The organism is Opitutus sp. (assembly GCA_024998815.1).
In the GTDB taxonomy this organism is placed as follows: Bacteria; Verrucomicrobiota; Verrucomicrobiia; order Opitutales; family Opitutaceae; genus Rariglobus.
Genome location: JACEUQ010000002.1, coordinates 1,256,744 through 1,274,637, shown reverse-complemented (window position 1 = coordinate 1,274,637; position 17,894 = coordinate 1,256,744). Strand labels below are relative to the sequence as shown.

Annotated in this window: 16 protein-coding genes; 12 read left to right on the top strand and 4 right to left on the bottom strand. The window is 60.7% G+C overall.

Annotated elements, in window-relative coordinates:
* Positions 1-25 precede the first annotated feature (25 nt).
* Entirely contained in the window at positions 26-964 is a 939-nt protein-coding gene (locus H2170_13405; protein MCS6301069.1) for a serine acetyltransferase, read from the bottom strand.
* A gap of 104 nt (positions 965-1,068) precedes the next feature.
* Between H2170_13405 and H2170_13400 the strand changes: the two genes are divergently transcribed.
* The 5 genes from H2170_13400 to H2170_13380 all read left to right on the top strand — a co-directional run bounded on the left by H2170_13400 (position 1,069) and on the right by H2170_13380 (position 7,153).
* Complete coding sequence (locus tag H2170_13400; GenBank protein ID MCS6301068.1) at positions 1,069-1,389, top strand: hypothetical protein; 321 nt, start codon at positions 1,069-1,071, stop codon at positions 1,387-1,389.
* Between the two features lie 61 nt (positions 1,390-1,450).
* The gene (locus H2170_13395) at positions 1,451-2,347 is read left to right on the top strand and encodes a helix-turn-helix domain-containing protein (protein ID MCS6301067.1); all 897 of its coding nucleotides are present in this window, start codon (positions 1,451-1,453) and stop codon (positions 2,345-2,347) included.
* Between the two features lie 98 nt (positions 2,348-2,445).
* Positions 2,446-3,924: a carbohydrate kinase gene (locus H2170_13390; GenBank protein MCS6301066.1), complete on the top strand. Its 1,479-nt coding sequence runs from the start codon at positions 2,446-2,448 to the stop codon at positions 3,922-3,924.
* Positions 3,925-4,133: 209 nt separating this feature from the next.
* A complete protein-coding gene (xylA, locus tag H2170_13385) occupies positions 4,134-5,477 on the top strand; it encodes a xylose isomerase (GenBank protein ID MCS6301065.1) in 1,344 nt (447 codons plus the stop codon).
* A gap of 419 nt (positions 5,478-5,896) precedes the next feature.
* Positions 5,897-7,153, top strand: a complete 1,257-nt coding sequence (locus tag H2170_13380) for a sodium/solute symporter (protein MCS6301064.1) — start codon at positions 5,897-5,899, stop codon at positions 7,151-7,153.
* 740 nt (positions 7,154-7,893) lie between these two features.
* Here H2170_13380 and H2170_13375 read toward each other — a convergent pair.
* Together H2170_13375 and H2170_13370 are read right to left on the bottom strand one after the other, a co-directional pair.
* Entirely contained in the window at positions 7,894-9,642 is a 1,749-nt protein-coding gene (locus tag H2170_13375; GenBank protein MCS6301063.1) for an Rne/Rng family ribonuclease, read from the bottom strand.
* Positions 9,643-9,744: 102 nt separating this feature from the next.
* Positions 9,745-10,980, bottom strand: coding sequence for a rod shape-determining protein RodA (locus H2170_13370; protein MCS6301062.1), 1,236 nt, complete (start codon positions 10,978-10,980; stop codon positions 9,745-9,747).
* Positions 10,981-11,171: 191 nt separating this feature from the next.
* Here H2170_13370 and H2170_13365 point away from each other — a divergent pair, with 191 nt between their 5' ends.
* A complete protein-coding gene (locus H2170_13365) occupies positions 11,172-12,077 on the top strand; it encodes a PocR ligand-binding domain-containing protein (protein ID MCS6301061.1) in 906 nt (301 codons plus the stop codon).
* 84 nt (positions 12,078-12,161) lie between these two features.
* Here H2170_13365 and H2170_13360 read toward each other — a convergent pair whose 3' ends face one another.
* Positions 12,162-12,581, bottom strand: coding sequence for a hypothetical protein (locus tag H2170_13360; GenBank protein MCS6301060.1), 420 nt, complete (start codon positions 12,579-12,581; stop codon positions 12,162-12,164).
* A gap of 222 nt (positions 12,582-12,803) precedes the next feature.
* Here H2170_13360 and H2170_13355 point away from each other — a divergent pair, with 222 nt between their 5' ends.
* The 6 genes from H2170_13355 (at position 12,804) to H2170_13330 (ending at position 17,892) form a co-directional block, all read left to right on the top strand.
* Positions 12,804-13,118, top strand: coding sequence for a hypothetical protein (locus tag H2170_13355; GenBank protein MCS6301059.1), 315 nt, complete (start codon positions 12,804-12,806; stop codon positions 13,116-13,118).
* 18 nt (positions 13,119-13,136) lie between these two features.
* Positions 13,137-15,446, top strand: coding sequence for a cytochrome-c oxidase, cbb3-type subunit I (gene ccoN, locus H2170_13350; GenBank protein MCS6301058.1), 2,310 nt, complete (start codon positions 13,137-13,139; stop codon positions 15,444-15,446).
* A 24-nt stretch (positions 15,447-15,470) separates the two neighbouring features.
* Positions 15,471-15,656 carry a hypothetical protein gene (locus tag H2170_13345; GenBank protein MCS6301057.1) on the top strand — a complete coding sequence of 62 codons (186 nt, stop codon included), beginning with the start codon at positions 15,471-15,473 and terminating at the stop codon, positions 15,654-15,656.
* Positions 15,643-16,188 (top strand): c-type cytochrome, encoded by a 546-nt coding sequence (locus H2170_13340; protein ID MCS6301056.1) that lies wholly within the window; start codon positions 15,643-15,645, stop codon positions 16,186-16,188. Before H2170_13345 ends, H2170_13340 begins: the two co-directional genes overlap by 14 nt.
* Before the next feature lie 99 nt (positions 16,189-16,287).
* The gene (ccoG, locus tag H2170_13335) at positions 16,288-17,724 is read left to right on the top strand and encodes a cytochrome c oxidase accessory protein CcoG (GenBank protein ID MCS6301055.1); all 1,437 of its coding nucleotides are present in this window, start codon (positions 16,288-16,290) and stop codon (positions 17,722-17,724) included.
* A 9-nt stretch (positions 17,725-17,733) separates the two neighbouring features.
* Positions 17,734-17,892 carry a hypothetical protein gene (locus tag H2170_13330; GenBank protein MCS6301054.1) on the top strand — a complete coding sequence of 53 codons (159 nt, stop codon included), beginning with the start codon at positions 17,734-17,736 and terminating at the stop codon, positions 17,890-17,892.
* Positions 17,893-17,894: the final 2 nt, after the last annotated feature.

Below are 17,894 nucleotides of genomic sequence, written 5' to 3'. Positions count from 1 at the left end.
GTCTCAACTTGAACGCTAATGGGTGTTAGATCGAGCAGTCCCAAGCTTGCATCTCGGCGGAACTCGAAGATTCGAAGGCCTTTTCGGTTTTGCGCCGGGAGCGGATCACCAGGCTCTCATTCTTAAAGTAGGCGATGCTGCTAGCGGGGACGGGCTCCATGATCCAGACGTTGGCACCGACAATCGAGTTGGAACCGATGCGGGTGTTGCCGCCCAAAATCGTTGCATGGGCGTAGATGGTCACATGGTCCTCAATGTCGGGGTGACGTTTCACGCCCTTGATGGGGTTGCCATCGTTGTCGACCTCGAAGGACTTCGCGCCGAGGGTCACGCCTTGGTAAATTTTAACGTGATTGCCGATGGTGGCCGTCTCGCCGATGACCACGCCGGTGCAGTGGTCGATGAAAAAGTGGGTGCCGATCTGGGCGCCGGGATGGATGTCGGTGCCAGTGCGTTCGTGGGCATATTCGGTGAGCATGCGCGGCAAAATGGGCACGCCGAGTTGATAGAGAACATGGGCGATGCGCTGGAGCGAAATGACCAGCACGCAGGGGTAGGCCAGGATGATTTCCTCGATGCTGCGGGCGGCGGGGTCGCCGGCGTAGGCGGCCTGCACGTCGGTCTGCACGATCCCGCGAACATAGGGCAGGCGGCTGAGCAGTTGCATGGACACCGTGGCGGCGCGGTCGGCGGGTGCAGGGTCGTGGGCGTGGCGCAGCGCCTTCTCGATGTTGTCGGCCAGTCGGGTCTGGATCGATACAAGCCGCGCCGAGGTGATGGCGGGGACATCCTTTTTGCTCACCGGTTGCTGCTCGAAGAATCCAGGGAAGAGCAGGTGCATGAAGTCGGTGGCGAGCCGGTCAACCGAGTCCTGGGACGGCAGGTTGATACCGTCGAGGTGGTTGATGCCGCCTTCGGTTTCGTAAGAGGCGAGTAGCGCGTGGGTGATGTCGGCCAACGTCATGGTTGGCGCACACTCCACGCGGGGCTTCACGGGGTCAAATGCAGATGCGTTAACGGCCGCAGGAAGATGTTGCCAAGTCCACGCTGTGGGCTCGCGATCAGCGCATGTTCACCGCCGCCAAGGACGCCGTCGCCAGCCAGGCCGCCCGCACGTTTGTTAACGGCCAGATCGCGCGCTACGGCCAGGTGCGGGAGCTCAAAATCGACTCGCGCGCCAAAACCGTGGCGGTTGTCTGTGAGCTGATCGGCGAGAGCGAGCCGGTCCATGTGCGCGTCGACAGCTACCGACTCGTCAGTGAGAACGGGCAGTATTTTGTGGAGGTTTTAACCTGCTCGTGTTCGCGACCCTGGCTGCACAATTTGCTGTTCGATCACGCCTGTGGCCGCCGGTGGGTGCTACCGTCGTGGGCGGCTAAGGTGTTGTGATCCGCAGGGCCGCCGTAACGCTTGCCCCCGTTGGTAATAAATCTCTTAGTGCTAACCCAACATGGCACTCCTCGCCCAAGGTCTCGATTATTTTGGTGCAGACGGGTTTCCGCTGACGGTGCGGCGGGTGAAAACCGAGCCGGGCGGACGGCCCTCGCACGCGTACGATGTCACCGAAATCGACCATTATCATGATTTCTGCGAGCTGGTGCTGGTGTTGAGCGGACGCGGGCTGCACGTGCTGGAGGGCGAGTCGTTTCCGGTGTCTGCGGGCAACGTATTTGTGGTTCAGGGACAGCAAGTGCACTGCTTCCGCGACCGGATTGATCTGGTGTTGATGAACGTCATGTATGACCCCGCGCGCCTGCCGCTGCCGGCCGGACTGCTGCGGCGACTCCCAGGTTACAGTGCGCTGTTTATGTTGGAGCCGAGCTTCCGCAGCGCGCACCAGTTTTCCAGCCGCCTGGACCTCGGTCGTGACGAACTGGGGATGGCCGAAGTGCTGGCTGAGCGCATGGAAAAAGAGTCGGCCGATGCTCGGCCCGGCCATGAGGCGGTGCTGCTGGGGTTGCTTGTCGAGCTGATGGTTTTTCTCTCCCGCCGCTATGGTGAAAGTGAAGTGCGCGAAAGCCGCGCCCTGCTGCAAATGGGCAAGTTGATCAGCGCCCTGGAGCAACGTTATCACGAGCCGTGGACGCTGGAGCAGTTGGCCCGTTTTGCCGGACATTCCCGCACCAGCTTGCTTCGCGTGTTCCGCCAAGCCACGGGTAAATCGCCCATCGATTACCTCATCGGTTTGCGCATCGAAGCCGCCAAGCGGCTCCTTCGTCAAAGCGAGCTGGGCATGACCGATATCGCCCTCGAAGTCGGCTTTGGCGACAGCAACTATTTCGCCCGCCAGTTTCGATTGATCGTCGGGCGGACCCCTACGGCCTTCCGCCGTAGCGAGCTGGTTTAACTTCAGTCCTTTTGTGCTAATGGCGCACAAAAATGGTCTTTTTGTTAAGGTGAACGGTCTTTGTGCCGTGATATGGTAGTCACACTCCAATCCCCACCATGTTTCTCCTCGGACTCGATCTCGGTAGTTCAGCAGTTAAAGCATCCCTTCTTGATGCCGCCACCGGTCGCGTGATCGCCGCCGCGCAGTCGCCGCAACAGGAGATGCCGATCTCGGCCCCGCGCCCGGGTTGGGCCGAGCAGGATCCGGCCCAGTGGTGGCAACACACCGCCCTCGCCATCCGCGCCGCCTGCGCCGGGCAGGACGTCTCCCAGATCGCCGCCATCGGCATCTCTTACCAGATGCACGGCCTGGTCACCCTCGATGAGCGCAACCAGCCGGTGCGCCCCGCCATCATTTGGTGCGACAGCCGCGCGGTGGAAATCGGCGCACAGGCCTTTGCCGAACTTGGCACCGACGCCTGCCTCGGGCGCCTGCTCAACTCCCCTGGAAATTTCACCGCCTCGAAGCTGCGCTGGGTTCAGCAGAACGAGCCGGAGAACTTCCGCCGTATCCGCAAGATCATGCTGCCGGGCGATTATCTCGCTCTGCGCCTGACCGGCGAAATCCAGACGACCGCCTCCGGCCTCTCCGAAGGCACGCTGTGGGATTTCTCGAAAAACGCCCCCGCCGAGTTCCTGCTCAAACACTGGGGCCTCGACCCCTCGCTGCTGCCCGCGCTCACACCCACTTTTGGCAAACAAGCCGGGGTGCTCGCCTCGGTCGCCGCCGAGCTCGGCCTGCCCGCCGGCATCCCGGTGGCTTTCCGAGCAGGCGACCAGCCCAACAACGCCTTCTCGCTCAACGTCCTCAACCCTGGCGAAATCGCCGCCACCGGCGGCACTTCGGGCGTGGTCTACGGCGTCACCGACCGTCTCGCCTACGACCCGCAGAGCCGCGTCAACGGTTTTGCCCACGTCAACCACACGGCTACCGACCCGCGCATCGGCGTGCTGCTCTGCATCAACGGCACGGGCATCCTCTACGCCTGGTTGCGCCGCACCCTTGGGGCCAATCTCTCGTATCCAGAACTCAACGCCCTGGCCGCCGCCGTTCCCGCCGGCAGCGAGGGCCTGAGCGTGTTGCCCTTTGGCAACGGTGCCGAGCGCATGCTGGGCAACCGCCGCATCGGTGCGCAGTGGCTCGGCCTCGACTTCCTGCGCCACACGCCGGGCCACCTGGCCCGCGCCGCCCAGGAGGGCATCGCCTTCTCATTTAGCCACGGCATCGCCGGTATGAAAGCCACTGGTTTGACCCCGAAGCGCCTGCGCGCCGGCGACGCCAATCTGTTTAAAAGCGCCGTGTTCCGCGATACCCTCGCGGCAACCCTCGGTGTAAGTATCGAGTTAATCCGCACTGACGGTGCTGCCGGTGCCGCTCGTGGCGCCGGGCTGGGGGCGGGCATCTACTCCACGCCGGCCGAGGCCTTCGCCGGCCTCGAAGTCATCACCACGATCGAGCCCAATCCCGAGCTGGTTGGCCCGTGCCAAGAGGCCGCCGCCCGCTGGGAAGCCGGCTTGGCCAAGGCCCTCGGCTAAAACGAGCTAAGAGCTAAGAGCTGAGAGCTAAGAGCTATGAGCCACGAGCTCCAAGCTCCAAGCTCCAAGCTCCAAGCTCCAAGCTCCAAGCTCCAAGCTCCAAGCTCCAAGCTCCAAGCTCCAAGCTCCAAGCTCCAAGCTCCAAGCTCCAAGCTCCCAACTCCCAGCTCCAAGCTCCTAGCTCACAAAAAATTTCCACCTAAATCCTCATGTCCATCGCCACCACCAAACTCACCCTCGGCTCCAAAGCCTATTTCCCTAACATCGGCCGTATCGCTTACGAAGGCCCCGAGAGCACCAACCCGCTCGCCTTCCGCTATTACGATGCCAGCCGCATCGTCGCCGGCCGTCCGCTGCAGGACTGGATGCGCTACGCCGTCTCCTACTGGCACAGCTTCTGTGGCAACGGCGCCGATCCGTTCGGTTCGCCCACTCGCCCGATGCCCTGGCTGAGCGCCGCCGACCCGGTGCAACGCGCCAAGGACAAGGCCGACGCCGCCTTCGAGTTCATCACCAAGCTCGGCGTTCCTTACTACTGCTTCCACGACACCGATATCGTCGACGAAGCCGGCACCTTGGCCGAGTCGGAAAAGCGCCTCGCCGCCATCACCGCCTACCTCAAGGAAAAGCAGGCCGCTTCCGGCGTGAAACTGCTCTGGGGCACCGCCAACTTGTTTAGCAACCCGCGCTACATGAACGGCGCCGGCACCAACCCCGAGTTCTCCATTCTGGCCCGCGCCGGCGGCCAGTTGAAGACCGCCATCGATTCCACCATCGCCCTCGGCGGCGAAGGCTACGTGTTCTGGGGCGGCCGCGAAGGTTACCTGTCGCTGCTCAACACCGACATGAAACGTGAGCGCGATCACCTCGCCCGCTTCCTCACCATTGGCCGCGACTACGCCCGCAGTCAGGGCTTCAAGGGTAAGTTCTTCATCGAGCCCAAGCCCTGCGAGCCCACCAAGCACCAGTACGACTTCGACGCGGCCACCGTGATCGGCTTCCTGCGCGAGTTTAACCTCCTCAACGACTTCGCCCTCAATATCGAGGTCAACCACGCCACCCTTGCCGGTCACACCTTCCCCCATGAGCTACAGGTTTCCGCCGACGCCGGCCTGCTCGGCAGCGTCGATGCAAACCGCGGCGACGTTCAAAACGGCTGGGACACCGACCAGTTTCCGATCGACCCGCTCGAGCTCACCGAGGCCATGATGGTCATCCTGAAGGCCGGCGGCTTCACCCACGGTGGCGTGAACTTCGACGCCAAGATCCGTCGTAACTCGACCGATCTCGACGACCTGTTCATCGCCCACGTTTCCGGCATGGACGCGTTTGCTCGCGCCGCTATTGCCGCCGAGAAGGTGCTCAACAAGTCGGAAATCCCCGGCCTGGTGAAAACCCGCTATGCTTCCTTCGACGCCGGCCAAGGCCAGGCTTACGAGCAGGGCAAGCTCTCGCTCACCGACCTGCACAAGATCGCCCACGAACAGGGCGAGGTCACCCCGAAGAGCGGCAAGCAGGAGCTCTTCGAGAGCATCTTGCTCCGCCACATCTAACGCGGAAGCGCTTTGAAGTAATACCCAGAATGGGGCCTCAGTCGCTTGCGGCTCCATTCCTGTTGTTTGCGTTATTTAAAGTACGGCCGGCCTAGTTCGCCGCCTGGCTCCTTCACTTTTACCACCTAGTAAGATTTTATGATTCCATCCATATTTCTCGCCGTCGCCACAGGCGCCAGCACTGCCGCCAACACAGGCGCGAGCGCTATTAACCTGACCAGCCTCGATTAGGCCATCGTGGCCGCCTTACGCTACAATCATTCTCGCAGTCGGCTTATTCGTCACACGCAATCACGAGACCAGTGAGTCCTACTTTCTGGCCGGTCGTTCGCTTCGCTGGCCGATGATCGGCTCTTCGCTATTTGCCGCCAACATCTCAGCCAAGAACTTTGTCGCTTTGGGCCGCATCCTTGGTGACGGTGCCCGTTTTTGGTCTGACCGACGGACTCAACCTATTCGGCATGCACTTCGGTGGTCAGACCGTGCTGATCTGGATTATCGGCTTGATGAACGCACTTTACACCATGAATGGAGGGCTCAAGGCCGAGGTTTACACCGCCTCGTTGCAATCCATCGTGCTGATCGTTGCCGGCTTTATTCTGCTCTGGAATGGCCTAGACGCGGTCGGCGGCTGGGAAGGCATGAAACACGGTCTGGACATCGCCCAGGCGAAGACCGTTCGTGATTACCTCAACATGATCCAGCCGGCTACCGATGCCTCGGTGCCCTGGTTCGGCATGATGACGGCCACCATGCTGGTGGGCTCGTTTTATTGGTCGATGGACCAAGTCTTGGTGCAACGTGTGTTCGCCGCCAAGAGCATCAATGAAGGCCGTTTGGGTGCGACCTTCTGTGGTTTCCTGAAACTGACCACGCCCTTTATTCTAGTGATGCTCGGCATCATCGCGTTGTCGCTTTACCATCAGGGCAAGCTGGCGATGCCCCTCGATGAGCACGGCTTGGCGATCAACGACGCGGCTTACCCGACCGTGCTGGGCGCGCTGATGCCCAAGGGGCTCTTGGGTCTGACCGTTGCCGGCATCGCCGCCGCGCTCATGGGCCACATTTCGGCCACCTACAACTCGATCTCCACCTTGGTGACGCGTGACCTCTATCTGAAGTTCAAGCCCAATGCCGATTCTGCCAGCCAGATCCGGGTGGGCCGCTGGGCGGTGTTGGTGGTCTTTATTCTCGGTGCGGCCTGGGCCCCACTGATCGGCAAAGCCAAGGCGATGTTCGACTACCTGCAAGCCGTGCAGTCGTATATGATGATTCCTTTCGCCGCGATTTTCTTTCTCGGCGTGTTTTGGAAGCGGATCACCACGGCCGGCGTACTGAGCTGCGTGGGCACCGCATTGGTGTCGTCCAGCCTCTTTATGTGGAACAGCGTGCAAATGGCTGAGGGCGGCGCGACCTTCATCCCCTTCATGGACAACCCCTACCTTAAGCCCTTCCTGCACACCGCGATGGTTTCCGGCGCGGTCTGCGTGGTGGTACTGGTGCTGGTGAGTCTCTTCACCAAGCAGGCCAGCGCAGAGCAATTGGCGACCACCACTATTCAGGGCGCGACCTTTGCCGAGGCCGACGAACAAGTCGCCTGGTATGCTAACTATAAACTCTGGTTGGCTCTCGCCATTGCCAGCGCGGCTGGCCTGTGGGCTTGGTTTAGCTTCTGATTTAAATGCAGACCTCCTGCTTCCCCACGTAAACGCAAGGCGGGATAATTCCGCGCATCGGACCAATCTTGCCGGTGGGGAGGCGGATTGGGACGATCAGCAATGAGCTAAAACAAGCGAGTGGTCCGCAAATTCAGTTGCCGGGGTTCATGCAAGCCCAGGCGGATGCGGCCAGTTGGTTGTTCAATAAATGACTCGAAGGCGTCGGTTCTCCGGCTCGGGTCTGTGGCGTCCTTCGGGTATCAGGGTTTTTCCATCTCGCAACCCGATGGAACAGTCGAGGCGCCCTACGGATTAACTTAGTCCGAGTTCCGCAGTTGGAGGGAAAGGCAAAAAAAGTTTCAGAGGAGAGGCGGTTTTTTGCGGCGAGGCCTTACGAGGGGAACGTAAGTTTTAGGGCGATGTAGTGCCGAACACCCCGTTGAGTTACGTAACTCATTAATTATCAATAAAATTGTTTCGCGAACTGCGGAGCTCGGGCTAGCAGGCGTAAACAGTCAAGGGACGGCGGTATCGCCAGGTGAAAACGCACCCAATATAGCGTGGTTCTTCAGCCCGCTTCGGTGGGTATTCATGGGGCGGCGGCTGGGGCCGTGGTACATGCCGTTTGGGGATTTGGGCACAAAAAAGCGCCGGCCATTTCAGGGCCGGCGCAGTGGGGGTGGGCTTTGTTAAACAAACAGGCTGGCGGGCGGTTGCGGCTTTATCACATCGCGACCCCGCACGCTTCGGTCTTCTGTTTAACGGTACTCTTCGCCCGTGACCGCGTTGATGATCTTGTAGTTTTCCAGGTGGTACGCCGGGTCTGCGCGGAAGGCCAACTTGACCCCGAAGAGGTTTTCCATGCGCACCAACAGGTCGGCGTCTTCACTGCGCAGGCGTTCCAGAATGCTCGGGTGCACCATCACGCGCAGGCTGTAATCCTTGCCGTCGTTGCGCCCGGTGAGACGACGGATGAGCGCGCTCAATCGGCGTTGCAGCTCCACCGACATGGTGGTTGCACTCTTCACGATGCCACGGCCTCGGCAATACGGGCAGTCGGTGTAAAGGTTGGACGAGAGCGACTCCTGCTGGCGCTGGCGGGTCATCTGCAAAATGCCCAGTTGGCTGATCGGCAGGATGTGGTTCTTGGCTTTGTCCGTCGACATGGCGTCGATCATCATGTCGTACACGCCATTGCGGTGGCGGCGTTCCTTCATGTCGATGAAGTCGATGATGATTAACCCGCCCAAGTTGCGCAGGCGGATCTGGCGGGCGGCTTCGACCGCAGCCTCCATGTTCACTGCGTAGATGACGTTTTTCTCGTCGCCGCCGCGGTTTTTGTGCGAACCGGTGTTCACGTCGATGGCGATGAGCGCCTCGGTTTCGTCGATCACGATCTCGCCGCCGGAGGGCAACGCCACCTTGCGCTGGAAGGTCTGCTCGATCTGGCGCTCGATGTTGAAGCGCTCGAAAATCGGAATGTTGTCCTTATAAAGGGCGATCTTGGAGCGGGAGCGTTTGGAAATTTGGCCGACCAAGTCCTGGGTGTGTTTGTGGCCAACCTCGTCGTCGATGAGCACGCGGTCGACCTCCTCGGTGAGGAAATCGCGCACGGTGCGCTCGACCAGATCGGGCTCCTGGTAGAGGCAAGCCGGGGCGCGGTCGGACTGCATCTTGTTCTGAATCTCCTCCCACTTCTTGAGCATGATGTGGAGGTCGCGAATGAAGTAGCGGGTCTTTTTACCCTCGCCGGCGGTGCGCACGATCACGCCCATGCCCTCGGGAATGGTTAACTCCTGGAGCATTTCCTTGAGCCGCACGCGCTCCTTGGGGTCTTCGATTTTGCGCGAAATGCCGCACTGTTCGGAGTACGGCATGAGCACCAGATAACGCCCGGGCAGGGCGAGGTTGGTGGTGGTGCGCGGACCCTTGGTGCCGATCGGGCCCTTGGTGACCTGGATGACGATCTCGCTGCCGGGCGGGTACATCGAAGGGATGTCCTTCACCGTGGGCTCGTTGGGGCGGGCGGGGGCGTCCTTGCGTTTGTTTACGCGCACGATCTCCACCGAGGAATCGGCGGCGGCCGGGAGCATGTCCCAATAGTGCAGGAACGCGTTTTTGTTGTAACCGATGTCGACGAAGGCGGCCTTGAGGCCGGAATCGAGGTTCTTGATCTTACCCTTGTAAATACCGCCGACCATGCGGCTGTCGGACTCGCGTTCGATTTCGAATTTTTCCAGCACGCCGTCGACCAGCAACGCGACACGCTTTTCGAGCGGTTCGGAGTTGATGATGAGTTCGCGGAAGGTGGTTTTTTCCTTCTTAAACACCTGGAGGATTTTCTCCAGCAGCGGGCGGTCCTTGGAGCGGGCTTTGGCGTCGGCCTTCAGCTCGTCGCGGTCGACGGGCTCGGGTTCGTGGATGGGGGGCGGGAGGGCGAGCTCCTCGTCATAATTGCGGTTCGGCTGGTCGCCGGAGGGTGTGGGTGAGGCGGGTTGATCGCTCATGGTGGTCGTTGTCCTGGTGGTGGTGGACGGTGGACCCGTGGGCCGAAGTTGCGGCGCAGGAAATTCCGGCAAAGCGGTCGTTATCGCAGGAAGGCTTCAGGTTCATGTGAAGTCCTTTCGGAAGCGATAGACGCTTTGGACCAGTCCTTGCAGCAAGCAGCAACTCAGCACAAAGGAGCCACCGTAACTGATAAAGGGAAGCGGTATGCCCGTAATGGGCACGAGTCCGATGGTCATCGCGATGTTAACAAACACGTGCACGGCGAAGAGCACCGTCACGCCTATGGCGATCAAGGTGCCGAACCGGTCTCGCGACAGGCCCGCAATGCGTATGCCGTTAAACATCACTATCCCAAACAAACCCAAAACTGTAACACTTCCCAAAAATCCTTTTTCCTCGGCAATCACCGAGGCGATAAAATCGTTGTGCGCCACGGCGCGTGGCAGGTAGCCCAATTGGGCCTGCGTCCCCTGAGTCCAGCCCTTGCCGGTCAGCCCGCCCGAGCCCACCGAAATGAGCGACTGGCGCTGGTTCCAGCCCACCCCGTTCGGGTCGATCTTGTCGGGCATGGCGAAGGAAATGATCCGGTTGCGCTGGTAATCGTGCAGCGGCAGCAGCGCGTGCGGTTCAAACTTTCCCTTGTCCGCGGAGAAAGAGAAGTTGTTGATTTCCATGAACTTGACGTAGCGGTAGCAGTCCCGGCTGATCAGGCTGACCAGGATCAGGAACGCACCCAAGGCCACCGCAAAAAAGCGGGTGGAAAGCTTGGAGACGTAGAGCATGGAGAAGATCACAGGGGGCAGCACGATAGCCGATTTAATGTCGGGCTGGAGCAGGATAAGGAAGATGGGTAAACCTGCCGCAAGCGCCAATTTACCCAAGGTGCCGAGGGAGCGGCCGAGGGTGCCGACTTTGGAGCGCACGAGGATTCCGGCGGTCATCAGCAGCACGGCCGCTTTGGTCGGTTCGGAGGGTTGCAGCGCGAAAAAACCCAGGTCCAGCCAGCGTTGGGCGCCATAGCGTTCCGTGCCGATTCCGGGGGTGAGGACCAGAAGTAGCGTGAGAATGCAGCCGAAGTAGAACCAGTGTGAGATGCTCAGCCACAGGCGGTAGTCGATCAAGGAGACGCCACTATAGACCAAGCCACCGAGGGCCAGCCAGACCAGTTGGGTCGTCCAGTTGTTTTGGGCGGTGGCCAGTTGTGCGCTGTAGATAAAGGCGACGCCGATCGCGCCGAGAGCCAGGAGCGCCAGTGGGGTGATCCAGTCGAAACGCGTCCGGGTCGTCGTTTTAAAGACGCCAAAGAGTTCGAGGGGAGGGCGGAAGCTGGCAGGCACAGGGTTGAACAAAGCGCCTGCGGAGTGGGGCGCAATCCTGCGTTGGCGAGGCGGCCAAGATTGGGCGAAGTCTGAGGTGGGTTAAGCGAAATGCGTAGGTGCTATTACTAAACGTGCATCTTTCGCTATGGGGTTGCTAACCCCTGTTTAGGGGTTGTGCAAAAAGCGCGCTCTCAATAGCAAAAACCACCATGTCGTCCGAACAAACGGCCCATAGCAGTCGAGTCCTCGTCGAGCAGCTCAAGCGCTCGCAGATCTATCGTGATTATGAGCAAGCCTTTCGCGATACAACCGGACTCCCGTTCCGGTTGCGCGCAGTCGAGGCGTTTGACCTCACGCATCGCGGCGATCCGAACGAAAACCCGTTCTGTGCGCTCATGTCGAAGAGCAATCAGAGCTGCTCGGCTTGCCTGATGTTGCAAAAGCGCGTCGAGGAGGAGGCCCGGTTGGAGCCCAAGACGCTGAAATGTTTTGCCGGCATGTGTGACTCGGCGGTGCCAGTGCGGGTGGGCGAAAACCTGATTGCGTTTCTGCAAACTGGACAGGTTTTGCTGCACAAGCCGTCTGCTGCGCAGTTCGCGCGCACGACGCGTGAAATCCTGAAGTTTGGGGCTGCGGTGGATTTGAAGCGGCTGGAGGAGGCTTATTTTCAGTCGCGGGTGCTCACCGCGAAGCAATACGAGGCGATCGTGCGCCTACTGGAGATTTTCGCGCAGCACCTGGCTTCACTCAGCAACCAGCTTTCGGTGCGTGAGGCTAATGCCGAGGCCCCGTCGATCAACCGGGCGCGCGCGTTTATCACGGAGCGTCACGCCGACGATCTATCGCTCGGCGACGTGGCTAAAGCCGTGAACATGAGTGCGTTTTATTTCTGCAAGATGTTCAAGCAGGCGACGGGCGTAACGTTCACCGAATACCTCGCGCGGGTACGGGTCGAGAAAGTTAAAAACCTTATGCTTAACCCCCATAAACGGATCAGTGAGGCGGCGTTCGAGGCGGGTTTCCAGTCACTCTCCCAGTTCAATCGGGTTTTCCGCAAGGTCGCCGGGGAGGCGCCTACCGCTTACCGCGATCGTCTGCATGCGGTGGCAGTTTAAGTGAGCGATATGGACCGCTTTAGTAGTGCGTCCCCTGCGACCGCCATTCACGCAACCGGGTGGCGGTGGCGTGTAGGGGCCCGCTCAAGCGGGAGGGCGCGGTTTGTTGCACTGACACAGGGCGCAAAACGTGGTGATTTCGCGCCGAGCAAGGCGGGTGAGCGTACGGCTAACCGCCTCGACATCGTCGCGCGTGATCGGGGTTTCGTCTGCGCATTGGGCCAGCGTGGTCTGCAAGGCGAGCGAGGCGGTCGCAAAATAGGCCACCATCGGGTTGTTTCCGCAGCGGCAGAAATCGGCCGGCAGTTTGGGCTGGCGTCGGCGCGGCGAGGTGGGCTTTTCCAGTTCTCGGAAGATTTGGTCGAGCGTGCGGTCCATCAAGTGGACCAGAGTGTCGGGGTGGCCGAGCGCGGAGGTCACGGGGGCAGCGCGCAGACGGGCAGCCCATCCCAGGTGAAGGGTGTGGCGGTGGGCCAAGAGGGCGCGGAGGCTGCGCTCGTTCATTACTCAATAGCATGCCAATCATTCCAATTCCGTGCATCGCACAGGTTGCTAAAGCATCCGCATCTTTTGCCCCCTTTGTTCACTGCCCGCAAAATATGCGTAGCCATGGCCAACTTGCGCGGAGTGGTCAGGCCGGAATGCCGGTAAGATCATTTCCACACGCCGTTTCTTCGCCGATTACGCCCGCTAACAGGTGCGTGTCATTCATCTTAAAACTCACTCATGTCCGTCGTCCCGCTCACCCTCACCGTCAGTCTTTGTTTGGTCTTCACCTTCGTGCTATTTTTTCTCCGCGAGCACGCGCGGGGGCGTTTCTCCAGTGCTGAGAGTGAGGCGTTGCTGCCGCTCGCCGATGAGACGCCGCGTTTGGCGCAGCGCTCTTCCGCAAGTGAGGCGAAAGCGGACGCAGCGTCAGGTACCCATTCGCACGGACCGAACCCTATTTGCCATGGCAATGGGAGCTGCTCGTCATGCCAGCGCCGCGCCGCCCGCCAGTCGGCCCAAGTCGCTGCAGCCGCCGTCTCACACCACGCTTAATCCTTCATTTTTCCATCCATGTCCGACCGCAAGATCACGATCGAATACAACGACCATGTCGTCCGCCAATTCCTGCTCGCCTGTATCCTTTGGGGTGCAGTGGGTATGTTGGTGGGTGTCGTGGTCGCTTCCCAACTCAACTTTTGGCGGCTCAATTTTGACCTGCCTTGGCTGACCTTCGGGCGCCTGCGCCCGCTCCACACCAACGCGGTCATCTTTGCCTTCGTGGGCAACATGATGTTCGCGGGCGTGTACTACTCCACCCAGCGCTTGGTAAAAGCGCGTCTGGCGAGTGATTTTCTCTCACAGCTCCATTTTTGGGGCTGGCAGCTCATCATTGTGGCGGCAGCGATCACGCTCCCGCTTGGGTTTTCCCGCGGCAAGGAGTACGCCGAGCTGATCTGGCCGATCAACATCGCCGTCGCCTTTATCTGGGTGGTCTTCGCGGTTAACTTTTTCTGGACGCTGGCCCGCCGACAGGAGCCGGCCCTGTACGTCGCAATCTGGTTCTACATTGGTACCATCATCACCGTGGCGATGCTCTACATCGTTAACCACCTTTCGATCCCGACCAGTTTGCTCCACTCGTATCCGGTTTTTGGCGGCGTTCAGGACGCCTTGGTTCAGTGGTGGTATGGGCACAACGCCGTGGCATTCTTCCTGACCACTCCGATTCTGGGCATCATGTATTACTTCGTGCCGAAGGCGGCCGAACGTCCCGTTTACAGCTACCGCCTCTCGGTCATTCATTTTTGGTCACTGGTCTTCGTTTACATCTGGGCTGGTCCCCACCACCTACTCAACACCGCCCTGCCTGGCTGGTTGCAGGCACTCGGTATGACGTTCTCGCTCATGCTGTGGGCTCCTTCCTGGGGCGGTATGCTCAACGGCCTGCTCACGCTGCGCGGCGCCTGGCACAAACTGCGCACCGATCCCGTGCTCAAGTTCTTCGCCGCCGCCGTCACCTTCTACGGCATGGCCACTTTCGAGGGGCCGCTGCTCTCCATCAAATCAGTTAACGCCCTCGCGCATTACACCGACTGGATTGTCGGCCATGTTCACGCCGGCGCGCTCGGCTGGAACGGCTTCATGGCCGCTGGTATGATCTACTGGCTCTTGCCCCGTCTCTGGAACAAGCCGCTCTACTCCACTGCCCTCGCCAACTTGCACTTCTGGCTCGGCACCTTCGGCATCCTGCTCTACGTCGCCGCCATGTGGACCTCGGGCATCACCCAGGGCCTCATGCTCAATGCCACGACTGAAAATGGCACGCTGCTGGCGTATCCCAACTTCCTCGACACGCTCAACGCTATCCGCCCGATGATGTTGTTCCGCGTGCTTGGCGGTGGCCTTTACCTCGTCGGCTGGCTGCTCCTTGCCTACAACGCCTACCGCACCCTGCGCGGCGCCAAGGCCGTCAACGGCACCATCGAGGTCTTCGTGGCCGACAAACCCGCTGAGGAGCGCCTCGGCTTGGGTGCGATGGTCATTAACCCTCCTGTGATCTTCTCCGTGTTCGGCACGGTCTTCGCCTGCGCCTGGATGTTTGGCGGAGACTTTCTCAAGCTCGCCGGCCTGTTCGGCACCGCCCTGGTCATTTTGCTGGCGTGGGTCCATTTCCGCACCCGCATCAGCCGCTGGGCAGCGTGGTATGACCGCCTGCTGCTCAATGCCCTGCCGTTCACGATCCTGACCTTCCTTGCGGTCGCCGCCGGCGGTTTGATCCAGATCATCCCCACCACCCTGGTTAACCGCGCCAGCAACGTGGAGGGCCGCCGCCAAATCCCCTACACCCCCTTGGAGCTAGCTGGCCGCGATATCTACATCAGCGAAGGCTGCTTTAACTGCCATTCGCAGATGATTCGTACCCTCGTTCCCGACGTGCTTCGCTACGGCGACTACTCCCGCCTCGGTGAGTCGATCTACGATCACCCTTTCCAGTGGGGATCCAAGCGCACCGGCCCCGACCTCGCTCGTGTCGGCGGCAAGTATCCAAATCTCTGGCACTACCGTCACATGAAGGACCCCCGCGATGTGTCGCCCGGCTCCAACATGCCCAACTACCCGTGGTTGTTCACCCAGGACACCGATGTTGCCGCCCTGCCTGCCAAACTCGCCGCGCAGCGCACACTCGGGGTTCCCTATCCTGAGTACAAAGGCGACGAGCTCACGGCTTTGGTCAACGCCCAGGCCAATGCCATCGCGGCTGACCTCAAAACTGCGGGTGCAAGCGTCGAGCCCGGCCGTGAGATCGTAGCGCTCATCGCCTACCTCCAAAAACTGGGTAAACACGAGGTGATCGCACCTCGCCTGCCGGTCGCCCCTTAAGCCGCCAACGCATCTCTCCACGCCATGTTTCACCGCATTTTCTTCGAAAACTGGGTCTCCTTGTTCCCCTTGGTGGCCCTTATCACCGCGCTCTCCATCTACGCCACGATCTTTTACCGCGCCTTGCGCATGAAGGCCCCGCAGATCGAGCACTTCGCACACCTCCCCTTCGAATCCGAAACCTCCGTTTCCGCCGATGAATCCAAATAAGCCGCACCAAGAGCCCGGTGAGGACCCGATCCGCCACCATGTGTTTGATGGCATCGCCGAATACGACCGACGCCTTCCCAACTGGTGGCTGGTGACCCTCTACGCAGGCATCGTCTTTGCAATCGTCTACTGGATGGCCACCGAACACTTCGGCCGCTCCACCAACGAATCCCGTCTGGATGCCGAAATGCAGCGCATCGAGGCCGAAAAACTCGCCGCCTCTGCCTCCGCGCTCGACGACGCCACCCTGTGGAAGATGAGCCGCAACCCCGTCTTCGTCGAAGCCGGCCGCGCCACCTTCCAGTCCACCTGCGCCAGTTGTCACCATGCCGCCCTCACCGGTGGCATCGGGCCCAATCTGGTCGACACCACCTGGATCCATGGCGGTAGCCCGATTAACCTGTTGAAAGTGGTCAACGAGGGTGTTGCCGCCAAGGGCATGCCTGCGTGGGGCCCCGTGCTCGGTGGCAAGAAGGTGTCGGAAGTCGTGGCGTTTGTCCTGAGTCACCACACCCCGCCCGCCACCCCATAACGGGCGGTTTTTCCGCCACTTCTAGGTGCTTCGCATCGGCGTAGTACCTAGATAGCGGAGGGCGCCATGTCAGCGCCTTCGATTTCGACCGTTTCCATTATGCAACCGCCCGCCGCTCCTCGCCCCAATCGTGATTTTGTTACCACCATCCGGGAGGATGGCTCGCGGCTGTTCCTGCACCCCGCCGACGCGCGTGGTCGCTGGACCACTGCTCGGCGCTGGTCGGCCTGGGTGCTGATCGTTGTTTACCTGCTGCTCCCGTGGATTCCGGTGGGCGGCCACCCCGCCGTGTTTTTGGACATCGCCGAACGCCGTTTCCACCTCTTCGGCTTCACCTTGGCGTTCCAAGACACGTGGCTGATGTTTTTCGGCATCACCGGACTGGGATTCTCTCTGTTTTTCATCACCTCGCTTCTGGGCCGAGTATGGTGCGGCTGGGCCTGTCCACAGACCGTTTTTTTGGAGCATGTTTATCGTCGCTTGGAGCGCTGGTTGGAGGGCGACGCCCAAGCTCGGCGCAAGCTCGATATCCAGCCGTGGACGCCGGCCAAGTTCATCCGCCGGGGCGGTAAACAAGTCCTGTTTTTCATCGTATCGGCGATGATCGCGCACCTGTTCCTCGCCTACTACGTGTCGCTCCCCCAACTCTGGTCGATGATGCACGCCAACCCCGGTGAACACTGGGCTTCGTTTGTTTTCGTCTTCGTCTTTACCAGCATCCTTTATTTCAACTTCGCCTGGTTCCGCGAACAACTCTGCATCGTCATCTGCCCCTATGGCCGCCTGCAATCGGTGCTGGTTGACGACCACACGCTCAACATCGGCTACGATGCGCAGCGCGGCGAACCACGTGGGAAAGTCGGCACGCCAGATGCCGGTGCGTGCGTCGACTGCAACCGTTGTGTGCAGGTTTGCCCCACGGGCATCGACATCCGCCAAGGTCTCCAGATCGAGTGCATCGCCTGCGCCGCCTGCGTTGATGCCTGCGACGAGGTCATGACCAAGGTGAAACGCCCGCGCGGCCTCATCCGCTACGATTCAGTGGCTGGCTTTGCCGGTGCGCGCACCCGTTGGCTGCGCCCCCGCACCGTATTCTACACCCTCTTGCTGGCGGTCGGCACTGCGGTGGCAACGTGGGCGCTCTCGACCGTGCGCCCCGCCAACCTCGCGATCACCCGGCTGCAAGGCGCGCCCTACTTCGTGACCGCCGAGGCCGTGCGTAACCAGTACCTTGTGCGCATCGTGAACAAACGCGATGTGCCTGTCCGTTTCGTGATCACGCTGCCGGGCGCACCAGCGGAGCTCGTTCGCACCGGCTTGGATGGCACCGTCGAGCTCGCCCCGCTGGCCGAAGAGGTCCGCCCGCTGATCGTGCAGATGCCCAGGAAAACCTACGCCGGCGAGTTTACCCTCAACGTACGCCTAGCCGACGATGCCGGCACTTTTACCGTGGAGCGCCCGGTGCGTTTCGTCGGGCCCGACCGTCAACTCCTCGACGCAGATTCGAATGTTAAAGCGCCAGGCGAAAACCCATAACCACACGCCATGTCCAATAAATCTGATGATGCAAAAGGTGGCGCCGGCATATGGATCGGCGTCGCCGTGATATTTGGACTAATGGCATTGGCTTGGGCGGCGATGTTCTTCTTCGCTACAAAACACCGCCCCTCGACCGTCCCTATCGAGCCGCGCTCCGAGCGTTAAGT